The organism is Maritimimonas rapanae, from assembly GCF_057837205.1.
Window position 1 is genome coordinate 471,498 of sequence record NZ_JBYQFI010000001.1, and the last position, 20,450, is coordinate 491,947.

General features: G+C 31.5%; 22 protein-coding genes. 10 read left to right on the plus strand and 12 right to left on the minus strand.

The features are described 5' to 3' along the window. Position 1: 1 nt before the first annotated feature. Positions 2-1,057: a chorismate-binding protein gene (locus AC3IF2_RS02220; protein WP_489165381.1), complete on the plus strand. Its 1,056-nt coding sequence runs from the start codon at positions 2-4 to the stop codon at positions 1,055-1,057. Between the two features lie 118 nt (positions 1,058-1,175). Here the strand turns inward: AC3IF2_RS02220 and AC3IF2_RS02225 are convergent, their stop codons facing one another. The 4 genes from AC3IF2_RS02225 to AC3IF2_RS02240 all read right to left on the minus strand — a co-directional run bounded on the left by AC3IF2_RS02225 (position 1,176) and on the right by AC3IF2_RS02240 (position 4,232). Continuing rightward, a complete protein-coding gene (locus AC3IF2_RS02225) occupies positions 1,176-1,859 on the minus strand; it encodes a class I SAM-dependent methyltransferase (protein ID WP_489165382.1) in 684 nt (227 codons plus the stop codon). A 143-nt stretch (positions 1,860-2,002) separates the two neighbouring features. After that, positions 2,003-2,773 carry a DUF6090 family protein gene (locus AC3IF2_RS02230; RefSeq protein WP_489165383.1) on the minus strand — a complete coding sequence of 257 codons (771 nt, stop codon included), beginning with the start codon at positions 2,771-2,773 and terminating at the stop codon, positions 2,003-2,005. A 102-nt stretch (positions 2,774-2,875) separates the two neighbouring features. After that, positions 2,876-3,751: a peptide chain release factor N(5)-glutamine methyltransferase gene (prmC, locus tag AC3IF2_RS02235; RefSeq protein WP_489165384.1), complete on the minus strand. Its 876-nt coding sequence runs from the start codon at positions 3,749-3,751 to the stop codon at positions 2,876-2,878. Between the two features lies 1 nt (position 3,752). After that, on the minus strand, positions 3,753-4,232 hold the full coding sequence (locus AC3IF2_RS02240) for a GNAT family N-acetyltransferase (protein WP_489165385.1): 480 nt from the start codon (positions 4,230-4,232) through the stop codon (positions 3,753-3,755). 35 nt (positions 4,233-4,267) lie between these two features. Between AC3IF2_RS02240 and ribD the strand changes: the two genes are divergently transcribed. Together ribD and AC3IF2_RS02250 are read left to right on the plus strand one after the other, a co-directional pair. After that, positions 4,268-5,323, plus strand: coding sequence for a bifunctional diaminohydroxyphosphoribosylaminopyrimidine deaminase/5-amino-6-(5-phosphoribosylamino)uracil reductase RibD (gene ribD, locus AC3IF2_RS02245; RefSeq protein WP_489165386.1), 1,056 nt, complete (start codon positions 4,268-4,270; stop codon positions 5,321-5,323). 2 nt (positions 5,324-5,325) lie between these two features. After that, positions 5,326-5,934, plus strand: coding sequence for an IMPACT family protein (locus tag AC3IF2_RS02250; RefSeq protein WP_489165387.1), 609 nt, complete (start codon positions 5,326-5,328; stop codon positions 5,932-5,934). Here the strand turns inward: AC3IF2_RS02250 and AC3IF2_RS02255 are convergent. Further along, a complete protein-coding gene (locus AC3IF2_RS02255) occupies positions 5,931-6,338 on the minus strand; it encodes an acyl-CoA thioesterase (RefSeq protein WP_489165388.1) in 408 nt (135 codons plus the stop codon). The genes AC3IF2_RS02250 and AC3IF2_RS02255 overlap by 4 nt on opposite strands. 178 nt (positions 6,339-6,516) lie before the next feature. Here AC3IF2_RS02255 and dnaA point away from each other — a divergent pair, with 178 nt between their 5' ends. From dnaA to AC3IF2_RS02270, 3 genes are read left to right on the plus strand one after another with little or no spacing between them, the layout of a single operon-like run. Continuing rightward, positions 6,517-7,944: a chromosomal replication initiator protein DnaA gene (dnaA, locus tag AC3IF2_RS02260; RefSeq protein WP_489165389.1), complete on the plus strand. Its 1,428-nt coding sequence runs from the start codon at positions 6,517-6,519 to the stop codon at positions 7,942-7,944. Positions 7,945-7,953: 9 nt separating this feature from the next. Then, positions 7,954-8,403: a low molecular weight protein-tyrosine-phosphatase gene (locus AC3IF2_RS02265; RefSeq protein WP_489165390.1), complete on the plus strand. Its 450-nt coding sequence runs from the start codon at positions 7,954-7,956 to the stop codon at positions 8,401-8,403. After that, a complete protein-coding gene (locus AC3IF2_RS02270; protein WP_489165391.1) occupies positions 8,400-9,110 on the plus strand; it encodes an SAM-dependent methyltransferase in 711 nt (236 codons plus the stop codon). Before AC3IF2_RS02265 ends, AC3IF2_RS02270 begins: the two co-directional genes overlap by 4 nt. Before the next feature lie 57 nt (positions 9,111-9,167). On the opposite strand, the gene AC3IF2_RS02275 is transcribed toward AC3IF2_RS02270, so the two are convergent. The 5 genes from AC3IF2_RS02275 to dapF form a co-directional block, all read right to left on the minus strand. After that, the gene (locus tag AC3IF2_RS02275; RefSeq protein WP_489165393.1) at positions 9,168-9,800 is read right to left on the minus strand and encodes a hypothetical protein; all 633 of its coding nucleotides are present in this window, start codon (positions 9,798-9,800) and stop codon (positions 9,168-9,170) included. A gap of 117 nt (positions 9,801-9,917) precedes the next feature. Further along, positions 9,918-10,832 carry a DUF2279 domain-containing protein gene (locus tag AC3IF2_RS02280; RefSeq protein WP_489165394.1) on the minus strand — a complete coding sequence of 305 codons (915 nt, stop codon included), beginning with the start codon at positions 10,830-10,832 and terminating at the stop codon, positions 9,918-9,920. A 2-nt stretch (positions 10,833-10,834) separates the two neighbouring features. Then, the gene (gene mltG / locus AC3IF2_RS02285; RefSeq protein WP_489165395.1) at positions 10,835-11,869 is read right to left on the minus strand and encodes an endolytic transglycosylase MltG; all 1,035 of its coding nucleotides are present in this window, start codon (positions 11,867-11,869) and stop codon (positions 10,835-10,837) included. Beyond that, positions 11,866-12,390 (minus strand): GNAT family N-acetyltransferase, encoded by a 525-nt coding sequence (locus tag AC3IF2_RS02290; protein ID WP_489165396.1) that lies wholly within the window; start codon positions 12,388-12,390, stop codon positions 11,866-11,868. Before AC3IF2_RS02290 ends, mltG begins: the two co-directional genes overlap by 4 nt. Beyond that, on the minus strand, positions 12,390-13,169 hold the full coding sequence (gene dapF, locus AC3IF2_RS02295; RefSeq protein ID WP_489165397.1) for a diaminopimelate epimerase: 780 nt from the start codon (positions 13,167-13,169) through the stop codon (positions 12,390-12,392). The genes AC3IF2_RS02290 and dapF overlap by 1 nt, the downstream gene beginning before the upstream one ends. A gap of 150 nt (positions 13,170-13,319) precedes the next feature. On the opposite strand from dapF, the gene AC3IF2_RS02300 reads away from it, so the two are divergent. Together AC3IF2_RS02300 and AC3IF2_RS02305 are read left to right on the plus strand one after the other, a co-directional pair. Continuing rightward, on the plus strand, positions 13,320-14,768 hold the full coding sequence (locus AC3IF2_RS02300) for a trypsin-like peptidase domain-containing protein (protein ID WP_489165398.1): 1,449 nt from the start codon (positions 13,320-13,322) through the stop codon (positions 14,766-14,768). Positions 14,769-14,891: 123 nt separating this feature from the next. Next, the gene (locus AC3IF2_RS02305) at positions 14,892-16,334 is read left to right on the plus strand and encodes a glyceraldehyde-3-phosphate dehydrogenase (protein ID WP_489165399.1); all 1,443 of its coding nucleotides are present in this window, start codon (positions 14,892-14,894) and stop codon (positions 16,332-16,334) included. A gap of 110 nt (positions 16,335-16,444) precedes the next feature. Here AC3IF2_RS02305 and AC3IF2_RS02310 read toward each other — a convergent pair whose 3' ends face one another. Next, on the minus strand, positions 16,445-17,317 hold the full coding sequence (locus AC3IF2_RS02310) for a class I SAM-dependent methyltransferase (RefSeq protein ID WP_489165400.1): 873 nt from the start codon (positions 17,315-17,317) through the stop codon (positions 16,445-16,447). A gap of 149 nt (positions 17,318-17,466) precedes the next feature. Between AC3IF2_RS02310 and ligA the strand changes: the two genes are divergently transcribed. After that, positions 17,467-19,461 carry an NAD-dependent DNA ligase LigA gene (gene ligA / locus AC3IF2_RS02315; protein ID WP_489165401.1) on the plus strand — a complete coding sequence of 665 codons (1,995 nt, stop codon included), beginning with the start codon at positions 17,467-17,469 and terminating at the stop codon, positions 19,459-19,461. Further along, positions 19,458-20,129, plus strand: coding sequence for a lysoplasmalogenase (locus tag AC3IF2_RS02320; RefSeq protein ID WP_489165402.1), 672 nt, complete (start codon positions 19,458-19,460; stop codon positions 20,127-20,129). The genes ligA and AC3IF2_RS02320 overlap by 4 nt, the downstream gene beginning before the upstream one ends. Here AC3IF2_RS02320 and AC3IF2_RS02325 read toward each other — a convergent pair. Next, a complete protein-coding gene (locus tag AC3IF2_RS02325) occupies positions 20,122-20,445 on the minus strand; it encodes a YbaB/EbfC family nucleoid-associated protein (RefSeq protein WP_489165403.1) in 324 nt (107 codons plus the stop codon). The two genes, AC3IF2_RS02320 and AC3IF2_RS02325, sit on opposite strands and share 8 nt — an antisense overlap. Between the last annotated feature and the right edge of the window lie 5 nt (positions 20,446-20,450).

Here is a 20,450-nt window from a genome sequence, read left to right on the forward strand (position 1 = left end):
GTTGGAATTTCAAGAGCTTTTAAATAAAATAGTATTTTCTTATACAAATCGACTCCCTTTTGTTGCATATAATAAGCCTAATAGCAAAGAAATTATAGGTTTTTTTCAAAAGAATGATGATTTATTTTACTTAGATTCTTTTAATACTTCAGGGTTTGTTTTCGCACCTTTTGATGATAGCGAAAAAACAATAGTAATCCCAGGGAGCGAGGCTGAAAGAATTGTAACACATTTTCCTGATAAAGAAGTGTTACTTAGTGCCAAAAATTTTCCTAAACCAACTAATAAATTTAAAGATCAGCATTTAAATTTAGTCAATAACGGAATAAAATTTATTAAATCTGGTAAAGCTCAGAAAATTGTTCTGTCAAGAAAAGAAGATGTTGAATTACATAATTTTTCGATTGCATCTGTATTCAAAAAATTAGTATTAAGCTATTCGAATGCTATGGTATACGTTTGGTGTCATCCTAAAATTGGATTATGGATGGGAGCCACGCCAGAGACCTTGATCTCTGTTACTAATAATGAATTTAAAACCATGGCATTGGCTGGAACTCAATCCTATAAAGGTAGTTTAGATATAGCATGGCAGCAAAAAGAAATAGAAGAGCAACAGTATGTGACTAACTATATTGAATCTCAATTAAAAGAAGTAACTATAGAATTGAGCTTTGGCAAACCGAATACAGTTAAGGCTGGAAATCTTTTGCATCTAAGAACAGATATTACTGGAAAATTAAATAACAAAAAAGATTTAGAAGTCTTAGTTAAAGAATTACATCCAACTCCAGCAGTATGTGGGTTGCCTAAGACTATTGCTAAGCAATATATTTTAGAAAACGAAAATTACAATAGAGATTTTTACACAGGCTTTTTAGGAGAGCTAAACATGAATAATTCTTCTAATTTATTTGTAAATCTACGTTGCATGAAAATTAATACCGATACCGCATCAATTTTTGTTGGTGGTGGCATTACTAAAGATAGTATTGCCGAAAATGAATGGCAAGAGACTGTAGAAAAATCGAAAGTGATGAAGATCAGTTTGGTTTAAAACATAAAAAAAGCCTTAGCGAAAAGCTAAGGCTTAACCCCTTTATTATACTTTGTTTTTAGTTTTCTATTTATAAAACAATCATGGTTCAAAAACTCCTACCTAATTTAAAGATTATTTATTTCTGAGCTTTAAAATGAGTCCAATAAACATCTTTTACAGATATCTCAAAATTTTTAAAGCCTACTTCTTTTAACCAATCTAGTTGATCGGTTACATTATCTGGCTTATCAAATTCATTATAATGATCCATGAGCCACTCCCACTTTTTGTTGTTGGGGTAGTTATTGAGAACAAAATTTTGCCAATATTTTAGCAATTGTTTATGCTCGGCAGCATTTTTATCGGTCATAAGATCTGAACTAGCATAAACACCATTTGGTTTTAAAGATTGGTAAATGCGTTTAAAAATTTCTTGCTTTTCTTTTTGATTACAATGATGGATACTAAACCCTGATACAATTAGATCAAAATGATTTTTAGGAAAATCATAATCATTAAAATAAGATTTAACGGTTTCGATATTTACATTTTTAAAACGCATCTGGCAATTAGAAAGCATTTCTTGCGAGGCATCTAGTAAAGTGTATTGTGCTTTAGGAAACAATAGCAATAACTGTTCTGTAACATTACCGTTGCCACAACCCAAATCTAAAATGGTTAGCGGATTAAAATCTTTAGAATAATTATTAGAAAAACAAGACAATAAATAATCGTAGTGCGGTACACATTTCTGCATATCGCTGGTATAGTTTTTAGAAAACTCGTCAAACTCAGATGCTATGTTGTCTTGTATTTTCAAGTTTCGCTTATCGGTTGGTGTATGGTTAGTTACGGAAAATCAGTTAGGATTTTCCGACGTACTCAAATGTAATTAATTCAAGTGAATTCCTGCGAAGGAATTCCGTAGTAATTAATTATACACGTTGTTGTGCTTTCGTTATTTTAATGATTCGAATCACAATATGGTTCTAGTTCAGATTTCAATTTTTGAGTACTTAAAAGTATTTGATTAAGTAATTGTTTTTCTCTAGAACTGACAATTATAGAAAGTGATATATGTTCTTGGAATTGCTTATAAATTACGTTGTTTTTATCTATATACCAGTTGACATTTGGCATCTGACTTAATAACTCATCACCAAATTCACTTTTATACAGAGGTGTTTGGTGAAGTCCAAAATCGGCTAAATCTTCATATTTGTATATAAATTGGTTTACATCTATGCGATTTTGATTAATGGTGTTCAATGCAAATTCTAAATCAGCATAATGTTGTAGAACTGCTATTTTTAAATCCGATTGTTTTAAATTTTCTAATTTACCAGACGATGTAATATCTTGTATTGCCAATTTACTTGGCACAAAATTATAAGACCTTATTGCTGGTAAATAATCTTTCATTATATCTGATTTATCATTTACTCCAGAATATAAATTAGTTAACACTCTTTTAGCAGAAGACTTCCTTTTATCTAACGATTCGATACTTGCCTTGATATTATTTTTATCAGTTTCTAAATCTTCCTTGATTTTACAATAGTAGATTTTTTCCTGCTCTTTTTTCTGAATATTTTGATTCCAATTGTTAATTGACAAGGCTATTAAAATTCCAATAACGACAAGTACAATTTCTCCAATTGCATATTTAAAATACTTTCCAGTTTTTCCTTCTGAAAGTAAATTTTGTCTAATTTTTCTAAAGAATTTTATCATTGGTTATTGGTTGGTCATAATGAAGCACAATGTTTAGATATCGTTCCGTTTTAATGAACTATATCGGCCGATAAGCGAAGTTAGCAGAAAACAAGTTAAGAATCAAGTTGAATTATAACATGCTTTTAGTATTCGATCATTACCAAAAAGGTCTTTTCGTAATGCTACATCTGCAAACCCTTTTTGTTGTAATAGTTGAACAGTTTCTTTACCTAAATATTGGTTGATCTCGAAAAATAAAAGTCCATTTTTGGTAAGCTGCACTTTAGAAATAGCAGCTATTTTATCATAAAACAATAAGGGGTTATTGCAATTTACAAATAATGCAAGATGTGGTTCATTATCTAAAACATTAGCTTTTATTTCTTGTTTTTCATCTTCTAAAACATATGGTGGGTTAGAAACAATGATGTCGAACATGAGGGATTTCTCATCTTCACTCGAAATAACATCAGTGTTTAGAATATCTTGCTGAATAAAATTTATATCTACTTTATTTAAATCGGCATTGTGTTTGGCTACAGCTAAAGCTTCAGTCGAAATATCTAAAGCAAAAACTTTTGCGTCTGGTAAATTTTTAGCAAGAGAAACTGCTATGCAGCCACTACCAGTACCAATATCTAGAATGTTTAAATTTCCTTTTTTGTTTTTAGTTTCTTTAATAATCCAATCCAGCAATTCTTCTGTTTCTGGTCGAGGTATTAAAACATCTTTTGTGACTTTAAATTTTAATCCAAAAAACAAAGTTTCACCTATAATATATTGTATAGGTTTTTGTTGTTGCAATTCCGCGAAAGCGTGTAGAAAAAAATCTAAATCGATATCATTTATTTTAAGACCTGGCTGCATAACTAGATCAACTCTGGTCAATCTTAATTTATATTCGATCAATAGCTGAAAAAAAGAAGCTATTTCTTCTTTAGGATATAGAGTTTTTAAACCGACATCGAATTTAGATCGTAATTCTTTTAAGGTCATGTTACAGATCTTTTAGCATCCAAACTCCGCAAGCTGTATGCCCAGTGCTACCCAAGGGGCCATTTAAATGTTTAAATCCGTTCTTCTCATATATTTTAATAGCAGATAACATACTGGGGTCAGACTCTAAGTAACATTGCTTGAATCCTAATTCTTTAGCGGCTTGTATGCAGGTATCAAATATGTTTTTACCATAACCTTTACCACGAACTTTAGGCATTAAATACATTTTCTGAAGCTCACATGTCTCACTTTTTGATCCTTTTAAAGCTTTAATACCGCCACCACCAACTACTTCTTCATCAACTTCAAGTACAAAGTAAGCTTGATCATTGGCTTGGTAGGCTTCATACATGGCTTTTGTATCGTCATCTTCATAAGCACTTCCGGTAGTTGGTAAGCCAAATTCGACAATGGTAGATTTGACAATTTGTTCAATTTTTTGATTGTCTTTGGGTTCTATTTTTCTAATATTCATCATATAAATACTATATCTTAAAACTGTACATTTGTGACGTGAATATACACGAAAAATATATAAAACGCTGCCTAGAATTAGCTAAAAACGGATTAGGAAATACAAGTCCAAATCCGATGGTTGGTTGTGTAATTGTTCATAATGATTTAATAATAGGCGAAGGGTATACCAGTGCTTATGGCGGAAATCATGCAGAAGTGAATGCCATAAATTCTGTGGAGGACAAATCTTTACTCAATGAGGCTATATTGTATGTTAGTTTAGAGCCGTGTAATCACTTTGGTAAAACACCACCATGTTCCGATTTAATTGTAAAAAGCGGAATTAAGAATGTGGTTATCGGTTGTGTTGATCCTTTCGAAAAAGTTGCTGGTAGCGGAATTCAAAAGTTAAAAGATAATGGGTGTAGTGTTACTGTTGGAGTTTTAGAAAAAGAATGTAGAGAAAGTAATAAGCGATTTTTTACCTATCAAACAAAAAAACGACCATATATTATTTTAAAATGGGCAGAAACTAAAGATGGTTTTATAGATATTGATAGACAGGTTAATGATATTGAGGATGCAAAACCGAATTGGATAACGAATCAATATTCACGCCAATTAGTGCATAAATGGAGAGCTAAGGAAGATGCTATTCTTATCGGAACTAATACTGCTGTAAAAGACAATCCTAAATTAGATGTGAGGGATTATAAAGGTAAAAATCCTGTTCGAGTAATTTTGGATAAAAGTTTACGAATTCCTACCTCTTACCATATATATAATAAAGGTGTAAAAACGATAATTTTAACAGAACAAGAAAAGGATTCTTCAAGTGATCTAGTTTTTGAACAAATTGATTTCTCTAAAAATGTAGCCAAACAAGTGTGTGAGGTTTTATTTAAACATAATTTATTATCTGTACTTGTAGAAGGTGGTGAACAAACGTTGCAATCTTTTATTGATTCAAATCTTTGGGATGAAGCTCGCATTTTTACTGGAAGCACTAATTTTTCAAATGGAATTGGAGCTCCAAGGGCCTCAGGAAAATTGATTTCTGAAACTAACATTCAAAAAGATGTTTTAAAAATCATTAAAAATGTTTCTTTTTAGAAATGATTGATACTTATAAAACAATTTCAAAACCTTCAGAAGAGGCTATTTTTAAAGATCGAGGCAGTAAATTTTTGGGTTATGCTTTTCCAATTCTTAGAGAAGAAGAAGTAAAAGAAATTATTATTGGTTTAAAAGAACAGCATCATAAAGCAAGGCATTGGTGTTATGCTTATAGAATAGGAATTGAGGAAAACACTATAAGATTTAGAGTAAATGATGATGGTGAGCCTAATAATTCTGCAGGTCAGCCTATTTATGGTCAAATTCTTTCAAAAGATTTAACAAATGTATTAATTGTAGTAGTTCGCTACTTTAGTGGCACTAAATTAGGTGTTAGTGGGCTTATAAATGCATATAAGACTGCTGCTGAAATGGCTTTAAATGCATCAAAAATTATTGAAAGAACAATTGAAACTACTTTTAAGCTTGTTTTTGACTATAAAGATATGAATAGAGTAATGCGTGTTATAAAAGAGAAACACATAAATATCTTAGAACAAAAAATGGAGCTTAATTGTGAATTAGTGATTTCAATAAGAAAAAGTGATGCTGAAATGGTAAGAACAGCTTTCGAAAACCTACGTTGTTTAAAAATTAACGAAATTTAACCGAACAGGTTTTCTGTTTTTTCTAAAATGTAATCTGGTGCTTTAGTTGGCTTGTTTTTTTTCATATCAATAAAAACTAAAGAGCAATACGCTTTGTTAAGTAATTCATTGTCTTCATTATATAGCTCAAAATTAAATTCTATTCGTACAGAAGGTTTTTTAATTAAGGTTGTTTTTAAGGTAAGCAGATCGTCATATTTTGCAGGTTTTAAATAATCGATATTTAAATTTAAAACTGGTAACATAATACCAAGCTCTTCCATACGTTTATAAGATAGGCCTAGGTTGCGTAACCATTCGACTCTCCCCATTTCAAAATATTGGGCATAGTTACCATAGTAAACGTAGCCCATTTGGTCGGTTTCTCCGTATCTGACGCGGAATTGAATAGTATGTGAGGACATTAATTTTTGTAAATTAGGTGCGAGAGTTTACGTAAAAAAAAATTAATAATCAATAGGAATTTTATTTTTTTATGACAAAAAATATTCACATTTTTGTAACGCCGAAGAATGAAAGAGTTCTCACCCAAGAATTCTTGATTTTTTACCCTTAACCAAAACAAAAACTAGACCCTAAATAATGACAAAAACTGCAACTTCAGTTTGGAATAATTGCCTGTCCTTTATAAAGGATAATATTAAGCCTCAAGCATACAAAACTTGGTTCGAACCAATTAAGCCGATTAAAATTACTGGAGAAGCATTAACTATTCAAGTTCCTAGCAAATTTTTTTATGAGTGGTTAGAAGAGCATTATATTAAATTATTAAGGGTTGCTTTAGTTAGAGAATTGGGTGATGATGCAAAGTTGATTTATGATGTAAGAATGGAAAATGCTTACAGTAGTAAGAATCCTCACACAGTAAAAATACCTAGCTCAAATAGAAAACCATTTAATTCGCAAGGAGTAACAGTTCCGTTAGAATTTGATAAACGTGAATTAAGAAATCCATTTGTTATACCTGGTATTCAAAAAGTTAAGATCGAATCTCAGTTAAATCCTAATTACAATTTCGATAGTTTTATAGAGGGTGATTCTAATAGATTAGCCAGATCTGCGGGCATGGCTGTTGCCAATAAGCCTGGAGGCACTTCTTTTAACCCTTTGTTGATCTATGGTGGTGTTGGATTGGGTAAAACACATTTAGCACATGCTTTAGGTGTAGATATTAAAGATAAATACCCTGAAAAAACGGTTCTTTATATTTCAGCTGAAAAATTCACACAGCAATATATAGATTCTGTTAAAGGAAATACTAGAAATGATTTTATTCATTTCTACCAAATGATCGATGTGTTAATTATTGATGATGTACAGTTCTTATCTGGTAAATCGGGTACTCAGGATGTATTCTTCCATATTTTCAATCATTTACACCAAAATGGCAAACAGGTGGTGTTAACGTCAGATAAAGCGCCTGTAGATATGCAAGATATTGAACAGCGTTTATTATCTCGTTTTAAATGGGGTTTGTCAGCAGAATTACAAGCGCCTGATTATGAGACAAGAATTTCTATTCTTCAAAAGAAGCTATTTAGAGATGGAGTAGAAATGCCTGATGAAATTGTTGAATATATTGCTAAGAATATTAAAACAAATGTTCGAGAATTAGAAGGAGTTCTAATTTCTATGATAGCGCAAGCATCATTTAATAGAAAAGAATTTACGCTAGCTTTAACGAAGCAGATCGTAGATAAGTTTGTTAAGAATACTAAGCGTGAAGTTTCTATTGATTATATACAAAAAGTAGTATCTAAATATTTCGAAATGGATGTTACTACATTGCAATCTAAAACCAGAAAACGTCATATTGTTCAAGCGCGTCAGTTAGCAATGTATTTTGCTAAAAAAATGACAAAAGCTTCGTTGGCAAGTATTGGTTCTCAGATAGGTAGCAGAGATCATGCAACAGTACTACACGCTTGTAAAACGGTTGATAATCTTACTGAAACTGATAAACAGTTTAGAAAATACGTAGAAGATATTACCAAAAAACTTTCGTTTTAATTTATTGATATGACTCGTATTCTAATGGTTTGTCTGGGCAATATTTGTCGCTCACCATTAGCAGAGGGTATTCTAAAATCTAAAGTCGATTCCAATAATATTTATATTGATTCTGCTGGTACAGGAGGTTATCACATAGGTGAATTACCAGATAAAAGATCTATAGCTGTAGCCAAGAAACATGGCATAGATATTACGGATCAACGTTGTAGAAAATTCACTGTACAGGATTTTGATGATTTTGACATAATTTTTGTTATGGATAATTCGAATAGGAGAGATATACTTTCTTTAGCTAGAAGTAAAGAAGATGAGGATAAAGTAAAAATGATCTTAAACGAAATATTTCCTAACGAAAATGTAGATGTTCCCGATCCTTATTATGGTGGTGAATTTGGCTTTGAAAGTGTATACGATATGCTAGATAAAGCTTGTGATATAATTGTTGAGAAATTATGAGTTTAGGTAAATTATATTTGATTCCTACTACTTTAGGAGATAATGAGCCTTTAGAAGTATTACCGCTTTCGGTAAGACAAGTGATTGAAAAAACACGTCATTTTATTGTAGAGAATGAAAAATCAGCCAGACGTTTTATTAAAAAGATCACACCAAAAAAGGCACAGGGATTATTACACATTTATATTTTAGATAAATTCACTGACAGCATAGAGATACAAGATTATTTAAATGCATGCTTAGATGGTAAAAATGTAGGATTACTATCTGAAGCTGGTGTTCCAGCTGTGGCAGATCCTGGCGCGTTAGTTGTGCAGTTAGCGCATCAAAAAGAAATTAGAGTAGTTCCATTAGTTGGTCCATCATCTATTATAATGGCCTTAATGGCATCAGGTTTAAATGGTCAAAATTTTGCTTTTAATGGCTATTTACCTATCGATAAATCTGATCGTAAGAAGAAAATTAAGCAATTAGAAAAACTATCTTCAGAAAAAGATCAATCTCAAATATTCATTGAAACACCATATAGAAACGAAAAAATGTTTGCAGATCTATTGCAAACATTAACACCAATAACAAGCCTTTGTATAGCTGCGGATATTACGTTGGCTACAGAATATATACATACCTATAGTGTTCAAGAATGGAAAAATAAAAAACCAGGCTTGCATAAACGCCCTGCAATTTTTATAATACATAAGAAATAAAAAATCCTCGACAATAGCCGAGGATTTTTTAATTAACTAACCAATAATTATAACCAATCAAATTGCGGGTTTTCTATTTGCTTCAACTAATGAAGTATCGTAACCAGCAAACTTTTTTAAGTAATGTTCAATTGTTGTGCCATAGGCATCAGTAAATTCAAACTCACCATTACTCCTTAAATATTTTTTTACACTTCCAGCCCCAGCTAAATGTGCTGCTGCTAGAATACCAGATTCAGTAATTCTAATTCCATTAATTCTTTTACCTACACTTCGTTTAATGTCTCTAATTAAGATCCACTTATTTACTGAACACAATGCTGAGAATGCATCTTCTTGTAGTTTAGCATCTTTTAAAAATTCTGTTGTGTCGTAAATTTTAAAGCGTTTTAGTGTAGATTTACCAAATTGGTACTTGCCTAAATAACCTAAAGTGTTTACAGTGTTGTACTTGCCTTGAGATTCTTTAAAGCCTAATGCTTCTTTAAAACCAATGAACGATCTACCAGTTACAGGTAGTAAGGGCTCTACTTGTGTCTCAATCAATCCGGTAGGGTATACCGTATAGATTGCATTTTCCGTTGGTACGTTATATTTTACAGATACTTGTTGTTTCCAGGTGGTAAAACCTGATGTAATAAAGTATATCACTGTAATAATACTGAATACCTTTAGTACTTTCCTTTTCATGATATTGCAAATTAAAAATCAACACTAGGCTGATTTAATTTGAGCGTGCAAATATATAGCAATTGGTCAAATTTACAAAAAAATTAATAAAATTTTAATATTCTGTAAATCAGTAATTTAAAAATATAAAATATGAAATTTGAGCTTGCCTTTTGAGTTTATTTCGAGTGTAGGGGCAGGAATTTTGATAAAGTTGATCGTAGAAAACACTGTTTTAAGCAGTTTAGAGCGTGTTTTTACCTTAGTAAGATCTACATCTAAACTAAAGTAAAATTGCCTGTATCGATCGATTTGAGGTAGGTTGGTTTCTAAGGGTAGCTCTTTTTTAGCAGAGATCATACCTTCTGCACCATACCCAAAGGCCAAATTGAACCATTTCGGCAAATTACTTTGCTTATTAAATGACCATAAATTAGCTGATAACCAGTATGTTTGACCATTATAGTCTTTTAAAGTTTGCTCTAAAAAGTTCTCTCCCAGCAATTCTGGTCGTAAATCTGCATAAGAAGTAGTATGAAATGAGTATTTTAAAGTAATCCTTTGCTCATTCCATAATAACTCTTGCCCTACTAGTAATCCTGTTCCGGTTGCATTTGCTATCAAATCACCAGTTGAAAAGCCCCATCGCTCTGAGAATCCGTCCAAGACTTCAACGGAAGTTAAAAACAGAAAACCTAAAGGAGCTCCATAAATTAACTGATTTTTTTTGCTTTCACCAGCCCAATCGAGAACTTCCATACCTAATTTGCCTACATAATAAGATGACATAACATGCCCTATCTTATCCATTTGTAGCCAGTGACTATTGTCATTTATTGTTTGAAAAGAAGTGCGTGGATAATCGGCATACCATAACTGATTCATACCTGTGAGTGCCGCCGCAGCCACAGCTACTTCTGTAATATAAACAGTGTTTCTGCGTGATTTATTTAAGGTATCTGATTTTTGCCAGAAAGTAGTTGTTTTTTGACCAAACCCGATAAGACAACTAATTATTAAAAAGCTTAATATGACCCATTTTTTAGGACACATATTTACCTATTTATACCTTGCTGACTTACCCACCTGTGGTATTTGCCGGCATTGATGTTATGCTGTGCTAATGTTCTTGCAAATTCATGGTAACCAAGCTTTGTAACACTCGCGCACATGTAATAATAATCATGTCTTTTATCATTTAAAACTGCATCGATTGAAGAGATATCTGGCATTGCGATTGGGCCAGGTGGTAAACCTTGATTTGTATATGTATTGTAAGGTGAATCTATTTCAAGGTCTTTGTTCAATACGCGTTTATATACTTTGTCTTGTCCATATTTTTGTTTCAGTGCAAAAATAATGGTAGGATCAGCACCTAATGGCCATCTACTTCTTAATCTATTTAAGTACAAACCAGCTACTATTGGTCTTTCTTCTGCTTGAGATGTTTCCTTTTGTACAATAGATGCTAATGTAATCACTTCATTTTTAGATAAATTAAGTCTATCAGCTTTAGCGAGACGATCTTTATTCCAAAATCTATCGTATTCTTTTAACATTCTGTCTCGAAATTTTTCTGGTGAAGTATTCCAGTAAAACTCATAGGAATTAGGAACAAATATCCCTAATACTGTAGCTTTTGTGAGTTTATTCTTTTTAAGAAAATCAGTATCTAAAATTGCAGCAACCAATTCTATAGAGTCCGCTTCTAGTTGCTCTGCAATTCTACCAGCTAGTCTTTCTATAGTATCTTGGTTGTTAAATGATATTTTTATTGGTGTTTGCTCTCCGCTTCTTAATAGATCAACAAGATCGTTATTGTTCATCCCGTTTTTTAAAACATAATGTCCAGCTTTTATTTTGTTGGGATAGTTTTTTTGTTTAGCGACCCATTCGAAGCTTTTTTCATTTTTTATAAATGGTGATACAGCAGTTATTACTTCCTCGAAAGTTGCCTCTGAAGAAATATAAAGTGAAGCATCTTCTTTTACATTACCATTATATATTTTATTGTAATAATTATAGCCTATAAATCCACCTACTACTAACGCAATTACAAATAAAATTAATATGATTTTTTTTAAACTCATTCTTTTATTAATTGGAATAAAACTTCATTTTTAAATTTTCCGTTAGAGAAAATCCAATCTTCTTTTGAACCCGCTTTTTTAAAACCTATTTTTTTAAACAGAGACAAGCTTTTTTTATTGTCTTCAGTTATATTGGCATATAGTTGATGCAAATTTAAAACAGTAAAACAGTAATTTTTTAGTAATTGTAAAGCTTCAGTGGCATACCCTTTTTGTTGATACTCTTTAATGATCAAGATACCTATACCAGCTCTTTGATGTTGAGGGTTAAAATCAAAAAGATCTACCATACCAATTGCATTGTTGGTTTCATTATTTACTATAATCAATCGCAATTGTTTCACCTCATAAATATCTAAATGTGCATTAGCGATGTATTGTTCTAATAAATGCTTAGAAAATGGTGTTAGAGTGTTGCTAACCTCCCAAAACGTTTCATTATTCTCTGTTGAGAATAAAAACTCTAAATCTTCGGATTCTACAGCTCTTAAATAAATATGTTTGCCAGTTAGTACTTGCATTAAATTTTAATAGTTCCTTTAAAAACTTGGTTTGTTACTCCTTTTAAGAACACATTTTTATACGAATTATTATCGAATTCAAAAGTAACCTCTAATTCACCACCAGGTGTTTCTAGAATAACAATTTTGCTAGTTGTTTTTTGTGCTCTATGTGAAGCAATAGCGACAGCTGTCACCCCAGTGCCACAACTTAAAGTTTCGTCTTCGACTCCACGTTCGTAAGTACGTACTTTAAATACATTCTTATTTACTTGTTCTACAAAATTCACATTACTTCCTTTTTCAAAATATGGAGCTCCATATCGGATCGTACTCCCCGTATTTTTTACATCTATATTCTCAATATTTTCTACAAAAGTGACATGATGTGGTGAACCTGAATCTAAAAATAAATGACTTTCAAATTCTTGAACTTCATTAATATTACTCATTTTTAAATTCACAATATTATTTTCAATCGTTGCTTCATGTAAACCGTCAATAGCTTCAAAAACAGCAATATCTTTTATAATTTTTAAATATTCTGCGAAAGCGACAATACATCTACCACCATTACCACACATGCTGCTCGTATTACCGTCTGAATTAAAGTAGACCATTTTAAAATCAGCGTTTGCTGCATTTTGTAATAAGATCAATCCGTCAGCTCCTATACCAAATTTTCTATCACAAAGTCGTGAAATAAGTTTGGTATTATTTTTGGGAAAAATTTCTTGTCGATCATCGATCATTACAAAGTCATTTCCAGTACCTTGATATTTGTAAAAATTGAGGTTCATAAGTAGGGCAAATGTAATGATTATTTCACAAGATGAAATGCTTGTTAAAGTATCGTTAAAGTGATTTTTTGTACATAATAAACTAGTATTTTTGAGTGTTATTTTGATTGATTATTAACGACTTATTTGTAAAGATTAAATTTTTTAAACATGAAAAGAATAGCAAGTTTAATTTTAGCGTCTGTTTTTGGAGGAACATTGGCTTTAGGAGGTTACTTTTTAGTAAATGGTTCGCCAGAAAATGGATCAGTAGTGAAGGATGCGAATCAAAATCCTAAAGTATTTCAAACAAAATATGTACCTACAACTGTAGCAACTTTAGATGGTGAGGCTATAGATTTTACTAAGGCAGCAGAAGAGACAGTTAATGCTGTTGTGCATGTTAAGAACAAGGCGGTAGCAGGCTCAAATTCTTTAGAAGAATTTCTTTTTGGTAGTAGCAGAAAATCTGGTAAACCTAGAACAGTAGGAGCTGGTTCAGGTGTTATTATTTCACCAGATGGTTATATTATTACAAATAATCATGTAATTAGAGGAGCAGAGGATATAGAGATCACCTTAAACAACCAAAAAACATATAAAGCAGAAGTTATTGGCGCTCATGAACGTTCAGACATTGCTTTATTAAAGATAAATGATACAGACTTACCTTTTGTACCCTTTGCAAATTCTGATAATGTTAGAATAGGTGAATGGGTATTGGCAGTTGGTAATCCTTTTAACTTGACTTCGACGGTTACTGCTGGTATTGTAAGTGCTAAAGCAAGAGACATTAATATTTCTAACAATTCTAAAATAGAATCATTTATTCAAACTGACGCAGCTGTGAATCCTGGCAACAGTGGCGGTGCTTTGGTAAATGTTCGAGGCGAATTGGTTGGTATAAATACAGCTATAACCTCTCAAACAGGCTCCTATGTTGGCTATTCTTTTGCCGTACCTTCTAATATTGCTAAAAAAGTAATTGAAGATATTATGGAATTTGGGGATGTACAGACAGCCTATATAGGGATAAATTTTGCTGAATTAGACAGTGAACAAGCCAAACAATTTGACTTAGGTGAAATTACTGAGGGTGTGTTAATTACTGGTCTTACAGAAAAAGGCGGAGCTCAAGAAGCTGGGATTAAAGTGAATGATGTTATTGTAAGAGTAGAAAACGTAAAAATTGGAAAGTTTGCTGACTTACAAGGTTTTTTAAGTTCTAAACGCCCAGGAGATAAAATCAACGTGACAGTTCTAAGGAATGGATATGAAAAAGATTTTAATGTTAAATTAAAGAATCAATTTAGTAAAGAAACTGTTGATAAACTTGATTACACAAAAAACTATGTTGGTAATTTAAAAAAGGTTTCTAAAAAAATAGCTTCTAAGTATAGAGTAAATTACGGTGTAGAAATTATAGGAGGAATGCATCAATATTTAATCGATCAAGGAGTTAAATCTGGCGACATTATTCTTAAAGCTAATGATGTTAAAGTATATGATGTATATGATGTAGAAGTAATTTTAAGAAAAAATAAAGGAAAAATTGTTATCCTTCAGGTAATAAACCAAGAAGGCTATGCTGAATATATCAAAACTTTTGTACAAGGTTAAAAAACTTAACTCATGTAAAAATCCCTCGATTTTGTCGAGGGATTTTTTTTGTAAAAACTTTTACGAAAACGTTTGAAATGAGTACTTTTGCGCCAAAATTTAAACACAACAAAATTTAAAAAAATGCATACAAACGAAACGTATGAAAAAGAATTAGCTTTTCAAGCCGACCGCAGAAGAGCTGCTGTAGAATTTATCAATATTACTAGTGATCTATGGTACGATAATGCTATAGAATTAGTACTTTTTAGAAATCAATTAATTGATAGAAAAGTAAGTGAAATTCTAAATCTTACTGAATATGCTGGCGATTTTGTACAAAAACCTATTTCTATCTTCGATGCTGTTGAAATTGCGAGAGCAATTAAGCAATTAGATTTACCTCCATCTAAATTAGATATTGGTAAACTGGCATACGAATTCCATATGGATGATTCTGATAAAGTGCTTGACTTTGTCTCTGATAAGTTAAAAGATGCTGATAAAAACAATGGTATTCAACCAAAAGATGTTGTATTGTATGGTTTTGGTCGTATTGGTCGTTTGTTAGCAAGAGAATTAATGACAAGAACAGGTAAAGGTAAGCAGATGCGTTTACGTGCTATTGTAACTAGAGGTGCTATAGACGAAACGATATTGGAAAAAAGAGCTTCTTTGCTGCGTAGTGATTCTGTACATGGTGATTTTCCTGGAACTGTAAAAGCTGATGTTGAAAACAGCGCGTTGATTATAGATGGTACAACTGTACATATTATCTCTGCTAATGCGCCAGAAGATATAGATTACACACAATACGGTATTAATGATGCCTTAGTGATCGATAATACAGGTGCTTTTAGAGATAAAGAGGCATTAAGTCGACACCTTGCCGGGAAAGGTGTAGATAAAGTATTATTAACTGCTCCTGGTAAAGGGGTGCCAAATATTGTTCACGGTGTTAATCATACAGAGCACAATCCAGATGAAGTAGATATTTATTCAGCTGCATCTTGTACTACAAATGCAATTACACCAGTATTAAAAGTAATCAATGATAGCTTTGGTATTAAATCAGGGCATTTAGAAACTATACATGCTTATACTAATGATCAGAACTTGGTAGATAATATGCATAAAAAATACCGTAGAGGTAGAGCAGCAGCTTTGAATATGGTAATTACTGAAACTGGAGCTGGTAAAGCAGTTTCTAAAGCATTACCAGAACTAGAAGGGAAATTAACTTCTAATGCTATACGTGTACCAGTGCCAAACGGTTCATTAGCCATTTTAAATTTACAATTAGAAAATGCAGCTAGTGCAGATGCTTTAAATGCTACAATGAAAAAATATGCATTAGAAGGAGACTTAGTAGAACAAATACAATATTCTTTAAGTAACGAGTTAGTGTCTTCTGATATAGTTGGTACTTCTGCACCATCTATTTTTGATAGTAATGCCACCATTGCAACACCAGATAAAAAAACATGTGTTATTTATGTATGGTACGATAACGAATATGGTTATAGTCATCAAGTAATACGTTTAGCTAAACATATTGCCAAAGTAAGACGTTATACTTACTATTAGTAGTTAATCATTATAAAGTAAAAACCGAAACAATTTTGTTTCGGTTTTTACTTTATAAATTAATTTAAAGTCAAATCATCACTCTGAGATATATAGAACGATGGAGGTAGTTATTTTTTTCTTATCCACAAATTTCCACCAGTATTTTTATAAGTTAGAGGCATATTTTTAAACGCATCTTTAAAGTGTTTATGAATATAATGAGAAAAAAGTAATATTTCAAATTCGTTATTATAACTCAAAAACGCTCTTAAAAGGTAATCTTCATTCCAGTTTCGTCCTCTTACAATCGATTCTTTAAGATATTCAAAAGGATAAAAAACATCATGAAAGTGAATTATTACACCTGATTTTAAGTTAGGTAAAATCTTAAACAATTCAAAATTTACGTCACTACCTGCTTTTGAGACATGACTGCTATCTATAAATAAAATATCATTTTCTTCTAATTCACGAAATATTTCAATAGGTACCTTTTGTACTTTAGTATTTAAAACTTTACACGAGTTTTCATCATCATCTTTTAAAAGGCTATAGAGTAATTTAGGATACGGTTCAATGAAAGTATAGCTTGTTTCCATTTTAAAGGTCTCTTTTGTATCAAGCATTAATGCAGATGAAAATCCCGAACCAATTTCTATGACTTTTTTAGGATTAAAATGCCTAATAAATGAGTAGAGCATGATTGCATCAGTATATTCATAGGAATTATTGTTGAAACAGTATCTTTTTTCAGGAGAAGCTTCATATTCAAAGGGCATCTCTTCATAATATTTCTCAAATTCTTTTATTAAAGAAATTTGTTTGTCAGGATTTAAATTGATTCCTGGTAATGTTTTACTTTCGGCTTCTGCCCATATTAGATCTTCAAATTCTAAAAACTCTTTTTTAGAGATAATAGGCGAATAAAAATGCCCTAACGGGTAACGATTAAGAGGCTTATGTTTTATACTTTTAATTAATAAATAAATTTGTTTTATCATTTATTTTTATTTTTTGAATTATTTTAATTACAGCCAGTTATAACTTTGATAACGAAGTTCGCTTTTTTTAATGAGATAGTCAATATGATTTTTTCTGTTTTTTTAACGGTATATTTCATTAAATTTAGCTTCTCTATTTTATCCAATCAATGCCTAACCCAAAAGAACAAATTGAGCAACTTCGTGAAGAGTTAGAGGAGCATTCTTATAATTATTATGTATTAGACAATGCTACTATCTCAGATTATGAGTTCGATATAAAATTGAAAGAATTAGAAGCTTTAGAAGCTGCTCATCCAGAATTTTTTGATGCTAATTCACCAACACAACGTGTAGGAGGTGAGATTACTAAGAATTTTAAAACGATCACTCATAAAAACAGAATGTATTCTTTAGATAATAGCTATTCTAAAGAAGATCTACTCGACTGGGAAAAACGATTACAAAAAATATTAGGTAGTACAGATATAGAATATACCTGCGAATTAAAATACGATGGTGCTTCTATTAACTTAACCTATGAAAATGGTGAATTAAAAAATGCGGTAACTCGAGGTGATGGATTTCAAGGCGATGATGTTACTACCAATATAAAAACCATTCGTTCTATTCCGCTAAAATTAAAAAGCAACGATGTTGCCGATTTTGAAATTAGAGGCGAGATCATTTTACCGCTTGAGGGATTTAATAAAATGAATGAAGAGCGTATTGCAGAAGGTGAAGAACCATATAGAAACCCGCGTAACACAGCTAGTGGTAGTTTAAAATTACAAGATAGTGCTGAGGTCGCTAAACGACCTTTAGATTGTTTACTCTATCATATGGTTGGTAAATTACCATATAAAACACATTATGAAGCTTTAGAAAATGCTAGAAAAGCTTGTTTTAAAGTACCAACTGCCATAAAAATTTCTAAAAGTATAGATGAGGTTTTAGAATTTATTAATCATTGGGATATTGAACGTCATGATTTGCCATACGAAACAGATGGTGTTGTTATAAAAGTAAATTCTTTATATCAGCAAGAAGAATTAGGCTATACAGCTAAGGCACCACGTTGGGCAATTGCATATAAATTCAAAACGGAACAGCAAAGTACGGTGTTAAATAAGATTACATATCAAGTAGGTCGAACTGGGGCTATCACTCCAGTTGCAAATTTAGAACCTGTACAATTAGCAGGAACCATCGTAAAACGTGCATCATTGCACAATGCAGATCAAATAGCAAAGTTAGATATTAGAGAAAATGATATAGTTTTTGTTGAAAAGGGAGGTGAGATCATACCTAAAGTAGTTGGTGTCGATTTATCAAAGCGATCTAAAGATTCTCAACCTACTTTTTATGCTACGAATTGTCCAGAATGTGATACAGAACTTGTTAGAAAAGAAGGTGAAGCACAGCATTATTGTCCGAATGAATATGGTTGCCCTACTCAGATTACTGGTCGAATTCAGCATTATATAGGTAGAAAAGCAATGGATATTGACGGTTTAGGAGCCGAAACTGTTGAATTACTTTTTAAAGAGGGTTTAATAAAGAACTATGCAGATTTATATGATTTAACTATTGAACAGGTAATGCCTTTGGAACGCATGGCCGAAAAATCTGCGCAAAATTTAGTTGCTGGTATAGAGGCTTCAAAACTGATCCCTTTTGAAAAAGTATTATTTGCGTTAGGTATAAGATATGTAGGTGAAACAGTTGCAAAAAAATTAGCTAAGCATTTTAAGAGTATGGATGCTTTAATGCAAGCATCCTTTGAAGAACTCATCGCTGTTGATGAAATTGGTGACCGTATAGCAAAAAGTGTTATTGATTTTTCTCAAAACCCTCAAAACATAGAGATTATTAATCGCCTCAGAAATTATGATCTACAACTAGAGCTTTCCGCTGAATCACAAGAGGGGCATACAGATAAATTAAAAGGTAGTATATTTGTTGTATCTGGAGTTTTTGAAAAATTATCTAGAAACGAACTAAAGAAATCAATTGAAGATAACGGAGGCAAAGTTTCTAGTTCTATCTCAAAAAAAACAACCTATGTAATTGCTGGCGATAATATGGGGCCTAGTAAGCGGATAAAAGCTGAAGATTTAGGTGTGCCTATTATTACCGAAGATGATTATCTTTCTATGCTATGAAGAAAAAACATCTTATTTTAATTTTTACCGCTCTATATTTTATAGTTGGAGCATTAGATTTATATGGAGTTATTCTAAATGATACTGGTTTTCGAAGTGTACTTAAACCTCTTATTATACCAATACTTACTCTACTATATGTAGTTTCTGTTAAAGAAGTTAATAAACTCTATTTGCTAGCTCTTTTCTTTGCTTTTTTAGGTGATGTGACATTACTCAATACAAACGATAACTTTTTTCTATATGGATTATTTGCATTTTTAATAATGCACTTAATTTACATCTTAATTATTAATAAGAATATTAATAAGTATAAATTAAAAACTTTAATTATAACATCAGCGCCTTACTTATTAACTCTAGTTACTATATTATTAATTGTTAAGGATAGTTTAGGAACATTATTAATACCTGTTTTTGTTTATGCAATTATAATAGCAATTTTTGGAACATTAGCTTTCTACAATTATTTAGAGAAAAGAAATAGAATAGCTCTTTTATTGTTTTTAGGAGCTTTTATTTTTGTAGTTTCAGATGGAATTATCGCTATAGAAAAGTTTAAAACAGACTATAGAGAATTAGAATTAAACCTTAGTATTATGGGTACTTATATAATAGCACAGTACTTAATATGTCGGTATATGGTAAAAAGTGCAGAGACTACTTAAATAGATCCATTCCTGGTATATTAGGCATTCCATCTTTAGCAGCCGCAGCTAATTTTACTTCGTTAATTTTTGTAGCTTTATCTATAGCATCATTAAGAGCTATAATAAGATAATCTTCTAATTCTTCTTTATCTTGTAAAAGGGTATCAGCAATTGTAATAGATTTTACTTTTCTATTTCCGGTAACTGTAACTTTTATGGCACCACTTTTGGCTTCACCATCAACTAAAACAGTATCTAATCGTAATTTAGTTTCTTCAACTTTTTGTTGAGCATCTTTTAACTTTTGCATCATACCAGATAAATCTCCAAACATATATT